This is a genomic window from Dialister micraerophilus (assembly GCF_947090205.1).
Lineage (GTDB): Bacteria > Bacillota > Negativicutes > Veillonellales > Dialisteraceae > Dialister > Dialister micraerophilus.
Map to the genome: position 1 here is coordinate 128,560 of NZ_CAMUNF010000003.1, position 14,890 is coordinate 143,449.

The following is a 14,890-nucleotide window of genomic DNA, read 5'->3' on the forward strand; positions in this document are numbered from 1 at the left end:
TTTCTCCTTTAATATAAATTACTACGTTTTGTCTTAACTTTATATCTTGTAGGCATTACTGATTCGCACCCATAGCGTACAGAGTCGATTGCGTGATTATTTTTATCCGGATATGCCGATATAAATTGCCCGTCTTTAGTTTTTTCGTATTCATATGTCATAAACTCTTTAAAAGCATTCGGGCAACGTTTCTTATCTATGTAAATATTGTTTAAGCTTTGCAACCACCTTATACCATACGAAACACTATCAGGATATTTCTTCACACCCAATACATATAATCCCAATTCGTTTAATTCTTTTATAGATTTAGGTTCTGAGCTGTCTGCTCTTATAATTGCCGTTTCTGATACTTTACGTTTTATTTTTTCACTTGCTTGCCAATTTGTGAGTTTTGTTTGATATATTTCATCGAATATGTACAAATTTTCGTGTTTTTTGTCATAGTGCATACAAACAAAAGCAAGCGGATCTATTGCGAACCCAAAGTCTAATCCATAGTATATATAGTCAAAACTGTTAATATCTTCGTTAGTTAGGGTAATTTCTTTAACATTCTCGAATACGGATCCGCCTGTGCCTGTTATTTCACCGAGATATTCATGTCGATAAGCTGTTTCATTCTTGCGTTTGAGTTTTTCAGCTTCTTCTATGAATTGTTCGCCCAACCACACAGGGTTAACGTCTAAATATGTTGATTTATGTATTAGTCTGTCGGCATCGTCGTACATCATTTCTTCATTTACCCAATTTTGCGCACTTTTCGGCGGATTGTATGATGAGAAACACCAAAATTTACTACCACCACGAAGTAGTGATTGATTCAAATTACGTATTTCTTCCATACCGGAGAACTGATCTAGTTCTTCATACCAAACAACACCGATATATCCGAATGGTAGTTTGATTGATTTTATTTTCGCTTTGTCATCTACTCCGAAGAATAATATTTTCTGCCCTGTTGATTTTCTTGTTATTGTCGGCGGAGATACTGTAATTTTAAAACAATTTCTCATATGCAACGTGTCCAACGCCCATTCCATTTGAGAAAATACTGAGTTTCTTAATGTATTACCGACTTTACGAAGTATTACCGCGTGGCAATTCGGGTTTTTCATAAGAAGTAATAATATTTCAAGTGAAATATATGATGATTTTGTGCTTCCTCGTCCACCCGCCAATACATAATGCGTGTAGTCGTGTCGCTTAACATCTTGATGTACTTTGAAAAATGACGGTGCAATAACGCCTGAGAGTTTAATCTGTGTCATCTATAATAGTCACCCTTTCTTCTTCCGCGTTCATGTTTATGTTTTCAAAGAGATGATGACGTTTGCCCATGAGTTCCGCTGCTCTTATTCGGTCTCTTGCTCCGATTTGTTTCATCATTTTTATTGCTCGGCTTTGCCCTTTTCCTACTCCTACCGTCACGATTGTTTCTTCTTCCATTTCGCCCCTTGCGGCTTTCGATAGTAGGCTTTCTACTTCTTCTGCTGTCATTATGGTCTTTTTAAATTCTGTTTTTCTTAGTGTTGTTATTCGTTTTTGAATTTCAACTTTTTTCAACAGTCTTTGTCCGATGCTTCCTGCTGTTTTTTCGCTATATCCTGCTCGTTTTGCCGCTTGTGTTGCGTTTAGGTCTATTAGGTATTCTATGCAAAATTTTTCTTGTTTAGGCGTCACGTCTTCTCCTTTCTTTGTAATATAAAAACCGTTCCAAAAGGAGCGGTTTATTTTTCTATGTAAAAAGGACGGTTCCCCGTCCTCTTTTAGTGCTTGCATATTATTTTACTTTACTATTATACCACATTGAAATACGAGAAAATACGAGATGTTTTAAAAATGTTTTTCTGCAATATGCCGAATTGCTCGGTTCCTTAGCTGCATGCAATAATCCTTATCATAATGATGATTCTTAGCAATTTGACCCCATGTCAGCCCTGCCCAATATCTATCCATGAGAATAGCCTGCATTCCCGTATCGGACAAGCGAGAAATATACCGCTGCGCCTGCTCACGCTTTTCCGTCACATCACGACAAAGAGAAATAAAATTCTCACGCTGCCTCATAAGCTTTTCCTCCAGACGGATCAAAATATCCGACACATCACTTTGTTTAGTACCCGTTACATGCTCCATATCATAGCGACAAGAACGGATCCTAAATATATCAGCCTCATACTGACGAAGTAAAAACTCCGCCGAACGAAGTCGATTACCATCACGACGAAGATTCTCAAAAAAATCACGAATATCCCGTTCCTTTTTTTGCATTTCCTTAGAAATACGTCTCCTTGCCGAATCATACATAGGATCCCCATGAAAAAACACATTTGGTTTCATCCCGTTTACCATCAAAACCCCCTACTTATCGCACTCACTCTTATGAATTATTTTTTACCCGTATAATTTTATCAGCAATTCTATCCACCATCTTCGCTGCCTGCTGCACATTCTCTTCCGTGATGTACTGAGTTGCAAGCATAGTATATCCTACTCTTTTATCAGGGACGATAATTGCCACAATGATAAACATTATTGTAGAAATCATCAGTCTTTTAAGTAACTTTTTGTATCGACTATTATCCTCATATGGTCTATCAAGCATTGCAATAAAAATGCATATTATTGCAAATATCCCCAATATACTGAAAATTACGGATACTTCACTAATAGAATTACAAACATCAATAGCATAAATTATCCACGGTGATATGATTGGTTCGTTCATTTACTTTTCTCCTTTTACTTCTTCTATTAACTTATGTAAATACCACTCTGCCTTTTGCAAATCCTCTACCCCGTTTTTAAACTTCCACCGCCATACATACTTTATAATATTTCCCGTACAAACCGCTTCAATCCCGGTCAAATCACACGTAGCACTCTCAATAGCATCGATACACTCTATCTTTCCATGCGTATAATGCACCGGATGACTTATCATCTCACGCTTAATATCCGCCATTCCTCATCTCCTCACTCTGTAATGCTTTTTCCCTTCCATACGCCCTACCAAGACAGATGTTTGCGGTTTTACTACATCACAGAACTCACAACTCTCTCACTGAAATCCTCAAAAATCCTGTACTACTTGAATACCATTTCCGGCATCGTACCTCGACCACCTGTTTATCATCTTCATAAGCCACTTTATTCAATGCATCTAATACCACCTTTAGGATATTATCTATGTCCGGCTTTTTGTCCGGTCGATTGATATTATACTTACACGCCAACCGTTTCCCTTTGGCATAAGACTTAGGAATTTTGAAATACGCATCCACCGCTACCGTCACATAACTTCCATCAGGAATCATTTTTCCGCCGGCAGCAAGAAACGAATCTCGGATCTCTTTTTCATACTTTGCTGTCTTGGACGGCGTGTATACCGTCCCGCTTCTCCGACTAAACCGCGGTCTTGCTTTCCCCTGCGGATCTCCTTCAACAATAAATTCCATATCTACACCTCAATCAAAACGGTATATCTTCTTGATTATGTTCTTTCTTTGACACTTCTCCCGAATCGTATTCCGAACGCCCGAAGTCCGTGAATTTTGTAACCGGCTTTTCTTTTCCGCCTATCGGTTTTGCTATTGTGTTTGCAATTACTTCTGTGATGTAACGCTTTTGCCCACTCTTATCCTCATAACTCCTCGTAGAATACCTGCCCTCTACAAACACGCGATCCCCTTTCTTCAATTCATTTCCTACCGCTTCTGCCAGACTTCCCCAAGCTACAACATTAGTCCAGTCTGTGTACTGTCTCTCTTCCCCCTGCGGTGTTGTATAACCCCTGCTCACTGCGACGGAAAAACTCGCTACTGTTTTACCTGTGCCTGTTGCTCTAATTTCCGGTTCTTTCCCTAAATTACCTAAAATCTGTACTGTATTCATTTTGATTTCTCCTTTTCCCCCCTTTGCAACCGCCGATTCCTTCCATCCACTCTCATCAGATATGGATAGCACATAGCATAAATTCTACTCCCGATAGCCGTGTCAGCTTTCGTAATAGCATTTAAACTATACTCACTCGAAATAATCGTAGGTAACCTCTTTATATACCGCGTGTTGATGATATCAAAAACTATTTGCAAGTCCTGTTTGTCGACACCGCCATCACTATAAGCACCCTTAAATAAATCATCGATATAAAGACATGGTGATGTCTTAGGGATCCTCATCAAATCATCGTATGTTTCACTACTCCGATACATTGAGTTCTTAATCTTTTGAATTTCATTTCTATACTGCCAATAGTGGTGTTCAGTACCCACCGCTTGACAAACGGCAATACAAATATGAGTCTTGCCCGTTCCACTTGCCCCGAAAAAGCCAAGCCCGATAGCATCCGGATCATGAATAAAACTCAAGGCGACCCTTTTCATTTTGCACGCCTCATCAGTATCCTCTAAAAAATTATCAAGCGTATAGCGACTATAATCTTCAGAAGAAATACCACTATGAGATAGCCACTTCTTTAACTTCCTTTTTCTTTCACAGTCCTTACAAATCCGGACCATGATATAACCATTAACATTTACAGGTATGATTCCTTTATCTCGACACTTATCACAAATGTATGTATGAGCATCTTCCGGTGTCTTATGAATGGACATCTCTAACTCCTTTAAAACCTGAGTAATGCTTTCCATATAAACCTCCTTCCTAAAAGTCTTTTATAATATCTAAATCTTCTCTCGATAAACTTTGACTTCCCTGTATAGGCTTTTTCCCCTTTACAGACTTTTCATTTTTATTCCAATAAGCACATGCAGCTTTCCAACTCTTCATAGGATTTCTACCAACACGCCAACCGTTAGCATTGTAATAGCTCATGAATGCTTCCGGATCAAACACGTATCCCTTCTCTTTGATATAGGCTTTCACTTCCTCAAGCGTTGGCTTCCTAAACTTCTTTGATGAAATAGATGAATTATTTTTTGTAGTAGTAGTTTTGGTAGTAGTAGAAACATTGTCATCAATCACATCATGTGACATATCTCTTATACTCTTCTTTACTTTACTTTCCTTTACTTTACTTTGTGTACTTCTGTATACATTAATTGAGTTATTGTTGTCATTAATGGAGTTAATGTCGTCATTAATGGAGATGAGTGCAAAATCCCTACGGAGAAATACCGATTTTCTTCTCGAAGTTACAGCCAAAAATCTTTTTTGTATCCCTGCAGAAGTCAGTATCTCATAATTATCCTTCATGCTTTCGTCAAAGAAACCTACTTGTAAAGCCTTTTTAACAACCTCTTGTACGTGTCCTTCCGTGACGTCGGTATCCTCCGCCACAATGAAAGGCAAATCCTTTGTCCACCTCAGATAGTACCCCTCGTCCTGATAGCAGCTATTCAGCAGCCAAATTAGTACCGCGATTGATGACGCTCCGCATGACTTAATTATTCTTCGCACTTTTATATCTCGCAAAAAACCGACATCCATAGGGTAATAATCTAAACCCTGTTTCAGCGGTCTTGCCACCTGCATCACCCCTTTCAGTAAAGATTCAACAGTTAATTATTTATTCCATAACCCGGTGCATAACTCCTTATTCGGGATCAACCCGCTGCGACGAACACATTGCCCATCAATATCATTAAAAAAGTTTACAGTTTGGAAAATATTTAACGTGATAGCTTCATCAAGTACATCCTTTACATACTCTTCGCAACTATCCGCAGCTTCTGCCGCCAGAAAAATATTCTCTTCACTCATTGGAATACATTTCGACTTTTCATTATATCTACATAGCATAGAAACGATAATCATTAATGCGTCAGTACCCATTCGATTTTTCAACATACGCACTCGCAAATTGCTTATAAACCCACAACTTAATGCAATAGACTTTCCCATTCTACATACCTCCGTTTAATGCCCTTTCTAAAGGTGCCAATGCTAATATCTGAGATTGAATGCGGCTCCGCTGCTCATTCACATAAGCCCTGAGTTCAAGGCTCATTTCCGGTAAATAATAACCGCCGCCGGGATCCATGTGAGAACAGATTAATTCTCCTGCTCGGCGCTCATTTTCGATCGTCGACCTGAGTTTTCTATCAGATAAACCGGTAAGCCCGGTGAGCGTTTTACGGCTCACCGAATTTTCCCGACCGATAGCATTTAGATTTTTCAATAAATCTGCTATCATGACTTCACCTCTCCTGTTTCCTTATCCACGACGACTTGAGCTTCAGTATCAATAGTTACTGTCTCATCCGGTAAATCTGCCATCTGCTCAGCGACGGAACTCTTTACTGTTTCATCAGTCGCAACGGCTCTGATAAAGTCCGTTTTCATCGGCGCATACTTCAGCACCTTTTTTAAAACGGTCTTTTTTGCCATCTCGTCAAAGTCTGTCTGCCACGGACCACGACCATAAGTCTTAGACTTTACCTTTGCGAAAGCCTCAACATCTTCACGACTCATCACTTCGAAGCCTTCCCCGCCGTTTTTAAACTTAATTACAGCGTAATAGAGGATAACATTTCCTCTATTATTAAGCGCAGGGATATGCTTAAGCTTTGGATTGAGTCCCAACTCGTATTCAAATGTGTCGTTCTCATAAACCTCATGAGCCTGTAAGCTTTGAACTTCCCCACTACGATATGCCAAGTCAATCAGTCCTTTGTACCCAAGCTGAAATTGCACTTGATTCCCATAAGGAATTAAATACGCTTGCCCGAGTGGCGTATTAGGCTCTACCCCGAGCTGTGCTGCCTGCATGACAGCACCTAAGAAAGATTGCGGTGTGCATTTTTGCAATGCAGGATTCGTTGAGATCGTCGTCATTACAATTCTTGTAAACCTCTCAGGCGTCATCACCGTCGGTAACGCCTTTTTTATTTCCGGCATCATCGCTTGTAGATACCCTTTTAATGTTACTCCACCCCCGTTTTGAAGCACCTGTGCCTGTTGCTGTTGTAAACCACCTGTTGTTCTCATATTTCCTCCTTATTTAAACTATTTAAATAAACTCTCCTGTGTCATATCACTCACCATACCCGGAACGTCCTCGACGGCTTACTCACAGTGATAAGCCCTGCCGCCTTGAGCGCATAATACGATCCCTTATCCTCTTTTTTTATCCTCGACAACGAAATGGTCTCCCGACCTTTCGTGACTTTCCATGTGACTTTTCTATCGCCGATACGACCGACTTCAAAGTCGCCCATCATATCCATAAGCTTATTCTTCTTTAATTGGATACTCTCTTTCAACGCTTTTTCTACTTCTGCGTCTTTATCCAGCTCATTAATAATATCCGCAGCTTCTGCCGGTAACATCGTCTCACTTCCAGGATTGCCTTTATATTTCAGTTTTAAAGCATTAGAACACGACATAGTCCCATCAATCGGCGGCGGTGTATTCGTCTTGACCATTTCCCAAAACTTAGTCTCTTCTTCTATGAGCACCCGGATATCTTCCTCATTTCTTTCTATCCTTTTCCATTTGGCGTCATTTCCACCTAAAAGAACAGCTATATACCAATAATCAGCTCCCGTTACCGCCATATAATGGAGACACTGGCAATAGTAACTATCCGGAATCTCATCATCTTTCCATTTTTTATACTGGGAAACACCGGCTGTTTTGATTTCCAATCCCGCATCTTCCCCGGTAACCATTCTGTCTACATTGGCAAGCAAGAATGGCTTTTCTCTGTTTTGAAGTGTTCCGAGCCGCCGAATCTTTTTTCCTGTTTCTTCTTGAAACCAGTCAGCAATATTCGCCTCATTTTTCCGTCCCCAATAGATATACGGATTGCCTGTTAAATCTTCCGGATCTGCAACTCCCCGCTTTTCCAACCATAATTGATAAGCCGACTTATAAGGATTTAACCCCATAATCACGGAAGCATCAGAACCTCCGATTCCTTGATTCCTCACAGCTAACCACTTTTCATGGTCCTCCGCTTCTTTAACCGACAGAATTAAATCGCAATTTGTATACATAGTTTTTCCTCCTGTATGTGATATAATGGAGGCGGAAAGAGAATGTATTTTCCGCCCGGATGATAGATAATTGCCGTTATCTGTCATCCTTTTTCATTGTCTTTTTATATAAACCTTCCCTCATTACTTCACCGCCTTTATCTGTCATTAAATTCCCTCTTTTCCCTAATCGCAGCTTTCACTCTTTTACTTGCAAAAAACAACGCATCTTCATCATCTTCCACCGCTGCCAAAACAACGTCTTCGTCATCTCTTAAACGCTTACTTGCAAATCTTAATACCCAACCGTTTTTTCTTACTGCCGCCAGAACAACGTCTTCGTCATCTTTTAAACGCTCACTTGCAAACACAAGCACTGCACTGAGGTTGTTTACCGCTGATAGAATCACATCCTTATCATCTAAAAATCTTTTATTGACATGCCTCAACGCCCAACCGCTTTTTCTTACTGCTTCTAAAACTTCTTCCTTGTTATTCCAATTCATTTTGCACCTCTCGCCTGTTCAACATTCACAACTAAAAGCATCCCTGGTTGTACATCATTCGGATCCTTGATTCTATTGTCTTTCATCGTCTGCCAAACAAGACGATTTAAATCTTCCTTGTCGGTTGCAATTTCACTGCAAATGTCCCATACAGTTTCACCCTGCTGAACCTCTTTCCGGTACTGCACCATGTAAGTATACTTGCCAGGTCTAAAATACGCACAAGCACCCGCACCGAGAATTACAGCCACTGCAAATACTGATAAAATCCGCTTAACCCTTAACCTCAATTTCACACCTTCCTTTCACTCCAAGACATGAAATCTTCAAATATTTCACCGTTAAACCGAAGTCCTTTCCTTCTTCCTCTGACTCCGGCAGCAAATCTCGGAACTGCCTGCATTTCATGACGCAACCGCCAAATTTGTTGACGACTATAATTCCACATAACCGCCAACTCATTAGTTGTGAACCATTTTTGAGTTATCATGACTCCTCCTTTTTTATCTGAATAGATTTAAAATTTACATTTAATAACAACTTCTAAATCTAACGCTTTTAATAACTTGATAAGTGTATTTAATTTAGGTACATATACACCCCTTTCAAGATTTGCGATAAATTCTCTTGATACTCCACTTTTCTTTGCAAGTGCGTATTGAGAAAATCCCTTATTTTGTCTCTCTACTCTTACGATCTCTACAACATCTTGTACTTCCATTTACCTATCACTCCTCTTTACTCTGTGTTGAGCACTTGACGCTAGATTAATACAAAACTATAATTACATTAAGAGCATTTATATACTTGCTTTATGTAGGTATAAATTTTTACTTGCTCTACGGAAGGAGGCTGATTCAAATGAGTCAGTTTTTGACCGTAGCCGGTGCCGTTACATACTGAGGCTTGTCGTGGCTTAATACGACGGTAATCTCGAATACCTAAGTGACGTATGCTTCCAAGAAACACGGATTGACACCCGCGTGTTGAGTTTGATTTGAATTGAATATTCTAGACGTTTCTCGGATAAGAGAATGAAACTGCAAGAGTTCGGCAACCAAACGAGCATAATTAGGAATGTCAAAACCTGATTATGGCTAAAGAGATGTACTTTTAGAAAACCATTCTATAAGTGCGTCTCTTTTTCATTGCCAATAAGTGATAGGCAAACTAAAGCACAAGATACCCCTCACCTCTCTTTCTTGTACTGCGTTTGAGTAATTTTTTGTATTCATTTATAATTTGAACAGAACGCATATTAATCAGGTTTATAAAAGGAGATTTTAATGATGAATTCCATTATTAATGCCAACCCACATAAAGTAATTGATTCTGCCACCAAAGCATTTCCACAAACCGTTAAAGCTGTTGACGTTGCCCTTAGCGACATTGTTACAATTCTTGGTTATCCCACATCATACTTGGGGAAATATGCTAAATATTCCCTTGATACACTGAAGAATGACTTAAGTCTCAGGTTAAACGGGAAAAATAATATCGTTCCGCCACCCATTTATTTAGCTGCTCCCTTGTTACAAAAGTGTCAATTCACTGCTGACTCTGATCACCTTCATTCACTATTTGCTAATCTTTTAGCAACTTCAATGACAGAAGATATGCAAGAACTCGCTCATCCTGCTTTCATTGAAATCATCAGCCAATTAAGTCCGGAAGAGGCCAAAATATTGTTTGATTTCCCTAATCCGTTACCCATGTGTGCAATCCGGATTCAAAAAACTCAGAATGCTTCTAACAATGGATTGCATCAAACACATCCATTAGGTAACCAATTCTCCTATTCTGCGGAAGGTATGGATTATATCCCACACATCATTTTGTATAATGGTGTAAAATTACATACATTAGATGACCTTCGAAAAATAGGAAGTATCACAGATAATCTTGCAAGACTGGGCTTAATTCAATTGGACACAAATGCTCACTTTGTAAAACCGGAAATCTATTCACAAATAAGCTCTGTAATACAACCATTTTTGTCCGCAATCGTCTGCCCACCTGATAACGAAGTGGTTATCCTACCGCAATCAGCAAAATTAACTGCCTTTGGAAAACAATTTCTTAAGACTTGTGTTTTGTAAATTCATCTTTAAGCCGTGCAATCTCCCCATATAAAATGGATTCTGTATTCGATGATGTTCCCGGTATAAAACTTTGGCGCTCATACTGTATCGCCTTAATACAAATAAGAACTAACCTAATAAGAATCTTTATTTGAATCTCTTGGCTTATACCGGACAACAGATCATTCACCATCACCTGAACTTCCGAAAATAGTGTTTTTTTCGCCTTCTCCATTTCTTCACCTCTCTTTCTATTTGATAGATTTAATTACACTTTATGTTTAATAAATTAAACAGTTTTTGTAAAAAAAATATCATTCACCCCTACATTTAAAGCAGAAGCTAACTTAACTAATGTATCAGTTTTTGTAACTCTCGCCTCTCCTTTTTCTATAGAAACTATCGTTGTTCTTGAGACTTTTGATTTTTCTGACAATTCATCTTGTGTCATATTGTTTTTCAATCGATATTCTTTTAATTTATTTCCGAATTTCATTTTAGCACCTCCAATTCACAAATTCAGTTTAATATACTAAACAAGTATTGTCAAGTGTATAAAACATTTTTCTTGATTTTTTGTTTAATGTGCTTTACAATTTAAATATCGATAAACTTTTTAAGAGGTGATAATTATGCGTTTAGGCGAAATAATAAAAAAATATCGTGAAGAAAACAACTTATCAATGGACGACTTTGTAAAAGTTTCAGGTTTAAGTAAAGGTTATATTTCAATGCTTGAAAAAAATAAAAATCCTAAAACAGGGAACCCTATTACTCCATCTATAAAAACTTATAATGCTGTAGCTAAAGGTATGAATATAGATATAGAAAGTTTAATGAAATTAGCCAAAGGCGAAAATGTGTCATTAGAAAAAGAAGAAAATTCTCCGCAGCAATCTATCGGTATACGAATACCCGTATTGGGACGAGTTGCTGCAGGGATACCGCTTGAAGCCATACAAAACATAGACGATTGGGAAGAAATATCACCTCAAATGGCAAAAAGCGGAGAATTTTTCGCACTTAGGATAAACGGAGAAAGCATGCACCCCGAAATAAAAAACGGCGACACCGTAATAGTAAAAAAACAAAGCGATATAGATAGCGGGGACATCGCAATAGTATTAATAAACGGCAACGACGCAACCTGTAAACAAATTCAAAAACAACAAACCGGAATCACCTTGATCGGATACAACGTCGGAGTATACTCCCCGACCTTTTACACAAACGAAGAAATCGAAAACCTCCCGATAGTCATACTGGGTAAAGTAGTAGAGGTAAGAAGAAAATTGTAATTAAGTAGCGATATTGAGCAAGATATAGAAATTATGTTCAAAAGAAAGGAAAAATATGGCAAATTTAAAAGAACAAGAATCTACACAAAGTTTAATAGAAAAGCTATTAAGAAAGAGTCAAGAAGCATTTATTGTAGGAGTGGAATTATACAATAAACCGACTATTCATTACAGAGTAGAAGGCTTTTCATTCTTTATCTGTAACGCTTGGGAGTTGTTGTTAAAAGCCTATCTTATAAAAAACGAGGGAGAGACTAGCATTTATTATTCAAAAGAAAACGAACGTACAATTTCACTATTCAATTGTGTTGAGCGTATTTTTACTAATAATAAAGACCCTTTAAGAATGAACCTTGAAAGAATTTTAGAATTAAGAAATACAAGTACGCATTTTATCACTGAAGAATATGAGCAAATATATGTACCTTTCTTTCAATCATCTATATTAAATTACACAAACAAATTGCTTGAATTTTTCGGCATAGATATTACAGAAAAAATCTCCGCTAACTTTCTCATGCTCTCTATTAAATTATCTACAATTGACCCAAATGAAATACGAGCAAGATACTCGAAACCAATAGCTAATAAATTGTTACACACAGTACAAAAAATCAACGAATCTATACCGGAAAAAGGCAATGACAGATATGCTGTATTAATAAGGCATGATTTTTATATTACAAAGAAAAAAGATTTAGCTACAACAAGCATATCCATTACATCCGATGCGTCAAAAGCCGCATATATACTTAAAGAAATAAAAGATATGCAAAAAACATGCCCTTATCAACGAAAGAAATGCATTGAATTAATAAACAAGAGAATAAAAAAAGATAATATCAATTTTATCAATCCTTTAAAACCTGCAGAGGATGAAAAACGTCACAATTTTAATACAAGCCATTTCGATTTAATTGTAAAGTTTTATCAAATAAAAAATAACCCCAAATATTGTTACAAATATGATCGTTCATCTCAAACACTATTTACATACAGCGATTCAGCTATTGAATTTATAATTTCCGAAATAAAAAAAGACCCCGAAAACATAATTAGGAATCTTAAGAACAAACAAAAAAAGAGCTAACCCCAGGGGCAAAGGACTTCTAAGCGTATGCCTACTCCCATTCGGGAACCCAGCCTATTTCCTTCACGAGTTGCTCTACCAATATTATATCAAAAACAAAAATAAAAACAAGTTTTTAGAAATATGCTTATTTTGACAACAAGGCTTAACCTTTGATAAACTATATAAATAACTTGGCGATTACTCGCCACTTAAATTATGGACTTTGCGATAACTCGCAACAAAATCAAAAAAGCCTTGTATCAAATAAAGATACAGGGCTTTTAACGTTTTACCGACGTCGGCAAAACATCACCAATTAAACCATAAGGAACAAATTTTATATTTACAGCAGTATTGAGTAAAACATAAAAGAAAAAACTAATATTTACAAATTTAAAGCACGTTTGTATAATGGAGACATATATTAGTTCCGGAATCTCTACGGGGACCGGCGCGGTAGAACCTTCTCCATTATGGAGGAGGTTTTTATTTTGAAAGAATATAAAATATTAAATCAACAAATTAATTCAGTTAATATAATTAGGTCCAAAAAAATACAAATTCTTGCACTTAATACCTGCTAAGTCCAAAACACAATAAAAAAATGTCCCTACCGTGCACCAACACGATAAGGACAAAAGCTGTGTGTTACCACAACCAACCATACTGATTATAACACACGGCTCCGTTAAAGAAAGGAGCTTACAAATGTGGATAGAAGAAAGAAAAACAAAGAGCGGTACAACTTACAAATTTAACGAACGTTATACAGATTCTTATACGGGAAAATTAAAACGCATATCTGTCACGCTGCCTACAAAAACACGTGCAGCAACAAAACAGGCAACACTTATGCTACAAGAAAAAATTTCAAAACGTATCGGTACATGCATAGACGAAAAACCTCTTGATTATGTTATTCAAGAGTGGCTAGCTTACAGATCGGTAGCATTAAAGCCGTCATCTCTCCGAGACCTTACTCAACAACTACGTACAATAACACGTAAATTGCCCGAAAATATACTTATTTCACGCATTGACCTCGCTATGGTTCAATCAGTTATTACAGATATGCAAACACGTAAAATATCCCGTAATCATATTGTTAAAACTCTTAACTCGCTCCGCCGCCTTTTTAAATATGCGGTAAAAATGCATTTTGTTAATTCTGACAAATTCCTTGAAGACGTTGAAATTCAACATCAAGCCAAGACACGCGATCAGATTGAACGCCAATCACAAAAATATCTGGACAGGAACACGCTTATTAAAGTATTGGAAGAAACAAAGATGTTGCATCCTCGTATAGGTCTTTTGTGTGAATTTCAAGTTCTTACAGGATTACGCATCGGCGAACTTGTTGCACTTCGTGAAATCGACTACGATAAAGAAAAAGGTGAAATTGATATTAACGGATCATATGATCCATTTGCTCATACACGTACTACACCGAAAACAACAACCAGCTTTCGGAAAATCAAACTTAATAAACGTGCCCGCCAAATTATTGATGCTTTTATAACTGAAAATTATCAACGTACATATTGGTACAACGGATATAAAAATCAAGGATATATTTTTACAACAAACAGAGGAAACCCTATAGCACGTGCTGAAATTGCACGCATATTGCGCAAACTATCAATACCTCAAAGAGTAACCACTCACACATTCCGGCACACTCATATTTCAATGCTCCTTGAAGCAGGTGTACCTATACGTGCCGTAATGCAACGTGTCGGACACTCCACCATGCAAACAACAATGGAAATTTATGCTCACGTCAGTCAAGCGGCACAAGAAGAAGTTATTGTTAAATTTGATGAATTTTTAAACCGTCAAAAAGCATAAAGGTTGCCCCTTTTATGCCCCCTAGCAAAATCTCACATTAAAAAAACTTCGATAAAATCAATATAAATTTGTTAATCCCACCTACTCCGCCATTCACTTTTTACAAAGTAACATAAAGTTCAAACAAGTAGATAAACGT

General features: G+C 37.6%; 23 protein-coding genes. 4 read left to right on the forward strand and 19 right to left on the reverse strand.

Annotation, left to right across the window (positions count from 1 at the left end):
- Nucleotides 1–8: 8 nt before the first annotated feature.
- The 17 genes from P6922_RS03165 to P6922_RS03245 all read right to left on the reverse strand — a co-directional run bounded on the left by P6922_RS03165 (nt 9) and on the right by P6922_RS03245 (nt 9,170).
- Nucleotides 9–1,271, reverse strand: a complete 1,263-nt coding sequence (locus tag P6922_RS03165; RefSeq protein ID WP_276874195.1) for a PBSX family phage terminase large subunit — start codon at nt 1,269–1,271, stop codon at nt 9–11.
- A complete protein-coding gene (locus P6922_RS03170; RefSeq protein WP_276874198.1) occupies nt 1,258–1,683 on the reverse strand; it encodes a terminase small subunit in 426 nt (141 codons plus the stop codon). The genes P6922_RS03165 and P6922_RS03170 overlap by 14 nt, the downstream gene beginning before the upstream one ends.
- Nucleotides 1,684–1,836: 153 nt before the next feature.
- A complete protein-coding gene (locus P6922_RS03175; protein ID WP_276874200.1) occupies nt 1,837–2,355 on the reverse strand; it encodes a hypothetical protein in 519 nt (172 codons plus the stop codon).
- Nucleotides 2,356–2,383: 28 nt separating this feature from the next.
- Nucleotides 2,384–2,731, reverse strand: a complete 348-nt coding sequence (locus tag P6922_RS03180) for a hypothetical protein (protein ID WP_276874202.1) — start codon at nt 2,729–2,731, stop codon at nt 2,384–2,386.
- Nucleotides 2,732–2,968 (reverse strand): DUF3310 domain-containing protein, encoded by a 237-nt coding sequence (locus P6922_RS03185; RefSeq protein WP_276874204.1) that lies wholly within the window; start codon nt 2,966–2,968, stop codon nt 2,732–2,734. It abuts the gene before it with no gap.
- An 85-nt stretch (nt 2,969–3,053) separates the two neighbouring features.
- On the reverse strand, nt 3,054–3,461 hold the full coding sequence (locus tag P6922_RS03190; RefSeq protein WP_276874206.1) for a RusA family crossover junction endodeoxyribonuclease: 408 nt from the start codon (nt 3,459–3,461) through the stop codon (nt 3,054–3,056).
- Between the two features lie 13 nt (nt 3,462–3,474).
- A complete protein-coding gene (locus tag P6922_RS03195; protein WP_276874208.1) occupies nt 3,475–3,897 on the reverse strand; it encodes a single-stranded DNA-binding protein in 423 nt (140 codons plus the stop codon).
- The gene (locus P6922_RS03200; RefSeq protein ID WP_276874211.1) at nt 3,894–4,655 is read right to left on the reverse strand and encodes a hypothetical protein; all 762 of its coding nucleotides are present in this window, start codon (nt 4,653–4,655) and stop codon (nt 3,894–3,896) included. Before P6922_RS03200 ends, P6922_RS03195 begins: the two co-directional genes overlap by 4 nt.
- 13 nt (nt 4,656–4,668) lie before the next feature.
- Nucleotides 4,669–5,499 carry a DUF4373 domain-containing protein gene (locus P6922_RS03205; protein WP_338084749.1) on the reverse strand — a complete coding sequence of 277 codons (831 nt, stop codon included), beginning with the start codon at nt 5,497–5,499 and terminating at the stop codon, nt 4,669–4,671.
- A gap of 30 nt (nt 5,500–5,529) precedes the next feature.
- Nucleotides 5,530–5,868, reverse strand: a complete 339-nt coding sequence (locus tag P6922_RS03210; RefSeq protein ID WP_276874213.1) for a Lin1244/Lin1753 domain-containing protein — start codon at nt 5,866–5,868, stop codon at nt 5,530–5,532.
- Nucleotide 5,869: 1 nt separating this feature from the next.
- Entirely contained in the window at nt 5,870–6,160 is a 291-nt protein-coding gene (locus P6922_RS03215; protein WP_276874215.1) for a hypothetical protein, read from the reverse strand.
- Nucleotides 6,157–6,954 carry a recombinase RecT gene (locus P6922_RS03220; RefSeq protein ID WP_276874218.1) on the reverse strand — a complete coding sequence of 266 codons (798 nt, stop codon included), beginning with the start codon at nt 6,952–6,954 and terminating at the stop codon, nt 6,157–6,159. Before P6922_RS03220 ends, P6922_RS03215 begins: the two co-directional genes overlap by 4 nt.
- A 50-nt stretch (nt 6,955–7,004) precedes the next feature.
- The gene (locus tag P6922_RS03225) at nt 7,005–7,964 is read right to left on the reverse strand and encodes a YqaJ viral recombinase family nuclease (protein ID WP_276874220.1); all 960 of its coding nucleotides are present in this window, start codon (nt 7,962–7,964) and stop codon (nt 7,005–7,007) included.
- A gap of 137 nt (nt 7,965–8,101) precedes the next feature.
- Nucleotides 8,102–8,449, reverse strand: coding sequence for a DUF4116 domain-containing protein (locus tag P6922_RS03230; RefSeq protein WP_276874221.1), 348 nt, complete (start codon nt 8,447–8,449; stop codon nt 8,102–8,104).
- On the reverse strand, nt 8,446–8,739 hold the full coding sequence (locus tag P6922_RS03235) for a LysM peptidoglycan-binding domain-containing protein (protein ID WP_276874223.1): 294 nt from the start codon (nt 8,737–8,739) through the stop codon (nt 8,446–8,448). Before P6922_RS03235 ends, P6922_RS03230 begins: the two co-directional genes overlap by 4 nt.
- Before the next feature lie 2 nt (nt 8,740–8,741).
- Nucleotides 8,742–8,939, reverse strand: a complete 198-nt coding sequence (locus P6922_RS03240; protein WP_276874226.1) for a hypothetical protein — start codon at nt 8,937–8,939, stop codon at nt 8,742–8,744.
- 27 nt (nt 8,940–8,966) lie between these two features.
- The gene (locus P6922_RS03245; RefSeq protein ID WP_276874228.1) at nt 8,967–9,170 is read right to left on the reverse strand and encodes a helix-turn-helix domain-containing protein; all 204 of its coding nucleotides are present in this window, start codon (nt 9,168–9,170) and stop codon (nt 8,967–8,969) included.
- A 568-nt stretch (nt 9,171–9,738) separates the two neighbouring features.
- Here P6922_RS03245 and P6922_RS03250 point away from each other — a divergent pair.
- Entirely contained in the window at nt 9,739–10,548 is an 810-nt protein-coding gene (locus tag P6922_RS03250; protein WP_276874230.1) for a DUF4393 domain-containing protein, read from the forward strand.
- Here P6922_RS03250 and P6922_RS03255 read toward each other — a convergent pair.
- Nucleotides 10,529–10,765, reverse strand: coding sequence for a hypothetical protein (locus P6922_RS03255; RefSeq protein WP_276874233.1), 237 nt, complete (start codon nt 10,763–10,765; stop codon nt 10,529–10,531). The genes P6922_RS03250 and P6922_RS03255 overlap by 20 nt on opposite strands.
- Before the next feature lie 54 nt (nt 10,766–10,819).
- Nucleotides 10,820–11,026, reverse strand: a complete 207-nt coding sequence (locus P6922_RS03260) for a helix-turn-helix transcriptional regulator (RefSeq protein ID WP_276874236.1) — start codon at nt 11,024–11,026, stop codon at nt 10,820–10,822.
- Nucleotides 11,027–11,162: 136 nt separating this feature from the next.
- Here P6922_RS03260 and P6922_RS03265 point away from each other — a divergent pair, with 136 nt between their 5' ends.
- The 3 genes from P6922_RS03265 to P6922_RS03275 all read left to right on the forward strand — a co-directional run bounded on the left by P6922_RS03265 (nt 11,163) and on the right by P6922_RS03275 (nt 14,751).
- Complete coding sequence (locus tag P6922_RS03265) at nt 11,163–11,828, forward strand: helix-turn-helix domain-containing protein (protein ID WP_276874239.1); 666 nt, start codon at nt 11,163–11,165, stop codon at nt 11,826–11,828.
- Nucleotides 11,829–11,883: 55 nt separating this feature from the next.
- Complete coding sequence (locus tag P6922_RS03270) at nt 11,884–12,918, forward strand: DUF3644 domain-containing protein (RefSeq protein WP_276874242.1); 1,035 nt, start codon at nt 11,884–11,886, stop codon at nt 12,916–12,918.
- Between the two features lie 690 nt (nt 12,919–13,608).
- Nucleotides 13,609–14,751, forward strand: coding sequence for a tyrosine-type recombinase/integrase (locus P6922_RS03275; protein ID WP_276874245.1), 1,143 nt, complete (start codon nt 13,609–13,611; stop codon nt 14,749–14,751).
- The last annotated feature ends 139 nt before the right edge of the window (nt 14,752–14,890 follow it).

Excerpts from the sequence above, each read along its gene's own strand:
- P6922_RS03200 (WP_276874211.1), bottom strand. The coding sequence starts at position 4,655 with ATGGAAAGCATTACTCAGGTTTTAAAGGAGTTAGAGATGTCCATTCAT.
- P6922_RS03220 (WP_276874218.1), bottom strand. The coding sequence starts at position 6,954 with ATGAGAACAACAGGTGGTTTACAACAGCAACAGGCACAGGTGCTTCAA.
- P6922_RS03180 (WP_276874202.1), bottom strand. The coding sequence starts at position 2,731 with ATGAACGAACCAATCATATCACCGTGGATAATTTATGCTATTGATGTT.
- P6922_RS03230 (WP_276874221.1), bottom strand. The coding sequence starts at position 8,449 with ATGAATTGGAATAACAAGGAAGAAGTTTTAGAAGCAGTAAGAAAAAGC.
- P6922_RS03260 (WP_276874236.1), bottom strand. The coding sequence starts at position 11,026 with ATGAAATTCGGAAATAAATTAAAAGAATATCGATTGAAAAACAATATG.
- P6922_RS03275 (WP_276874245.1), top strand. The coding sequence starts at position 13,609 with ATGTGGATAGAAGAAAGAAAAACAAAGAGCGGTACAACTTACAAATTT.
- P6922_RS03245 (WP_276874228.1), bottom strand. The coding sequence starts at position 9,170 with ATGGAAGTACAAGATGTTGTAGAGATCGTAAGAGTAGAGAGACAAAAT.
- P6922_RS03165 (WP_276874195.1), bottom strand. The coding sequence starts at position 1,271 with ATGACACAGATTAAACTCTCAGGCGTTATTGCACCGTCATTTTTCAAA.
- P6922_RS03190 (WP_276874206.1), bottom strand. The coding sequence starts at position 3,461 with ATGGAATTTATTGTTGAAGGAGATCCGCAGGGGAAAGCAAGACCGCGG.
- P6922_RS03255 (WP_276874233.1), bottom strand. The coding sequence starts at position 10,765 with ATGGAGAAGGCGAAAAAAACACTATTTTCGGAAGTTCAGGTGATGGTG.
- P6922_RS03195 (WP_276874208.1), bottom strand. The coding sequence starts at position 3,897 with ATGAATACAGTACAGATTTTAGGTAATTTAGGGAAAGAACCGGAAATT.
- P6922_RS03210 (WP_276874213.1), bottom strand. The coding sequence starts at position 5,868 with ATGGGAAAGTCTATTGCATTAAGTTGTGGGTTTATAAGCAATTTGCGA.
- P6922_RS03205 (WP_338084749.1), bottom strand. The coding sequence starts at position 5,499 with ATGCAGGTGGCAAGACCGCTGAAACAGGGTTTAGATTATTACCCTATG.
- P6922_RS03265 (WP_276874239.1), top strand. The coding sequence starts at position 11,163 with ATGCGTTTAGGCGAAATAATAAAAAAATATCGTGAAGAAAACAACTTA.
- P6922_RS03240 (WP_276874226.1), bottom strand. The coding sequence starts at position 8,939 with ATGATAACTCAAAAATGGTTCACAACTAATGAGTTGGCGGTTATGTGG.
- P6922_RS03250 (WP_276874230.1), top strand. The coding sequence starts at position 9,739 with ATGAATTCCATTATTAATGCCAACCCACATAAAGTAATTGATTCTGCC.
- P6922_RS03270 (WP_276874242.1), top strand. The coding sequence starts at position 11,884 with ATGGCAAATTTAAAAGAACAAGAATCTACACAAAGTTTAATAGAAAAG.
- P6922_RS03175 (WP_276874200.1), bottom strand. The coding sequence starts at position 2,355 with ATGGTAAACGGGATGAAACCAAATGTGTTTTTTCATGGGGATCCTATG.
- P6922_RS03215 (WP_276874215.1), bottom strand. The coding sequence starts at position 6,160 with ATGATAGCAGATTTATTGAAAAATCTAAATGCTATCGGTCGGGAAAAT.
- P6922_RS03225 (WP_276874220.1), bottom strand. The coding sequence starts at position 7,964 with ATGTATACAAATTGCGATTTAATTCTGTCGGTTAAAGAAGCGGAGGAC.
- P6922_RS03185 (WP_276874204.1), bottom strand. The coding sequence starts at position 2,968 with ATGGCGGATATTAAGCGTGAGATGATAAGTCATCCGGTGCATTATACG.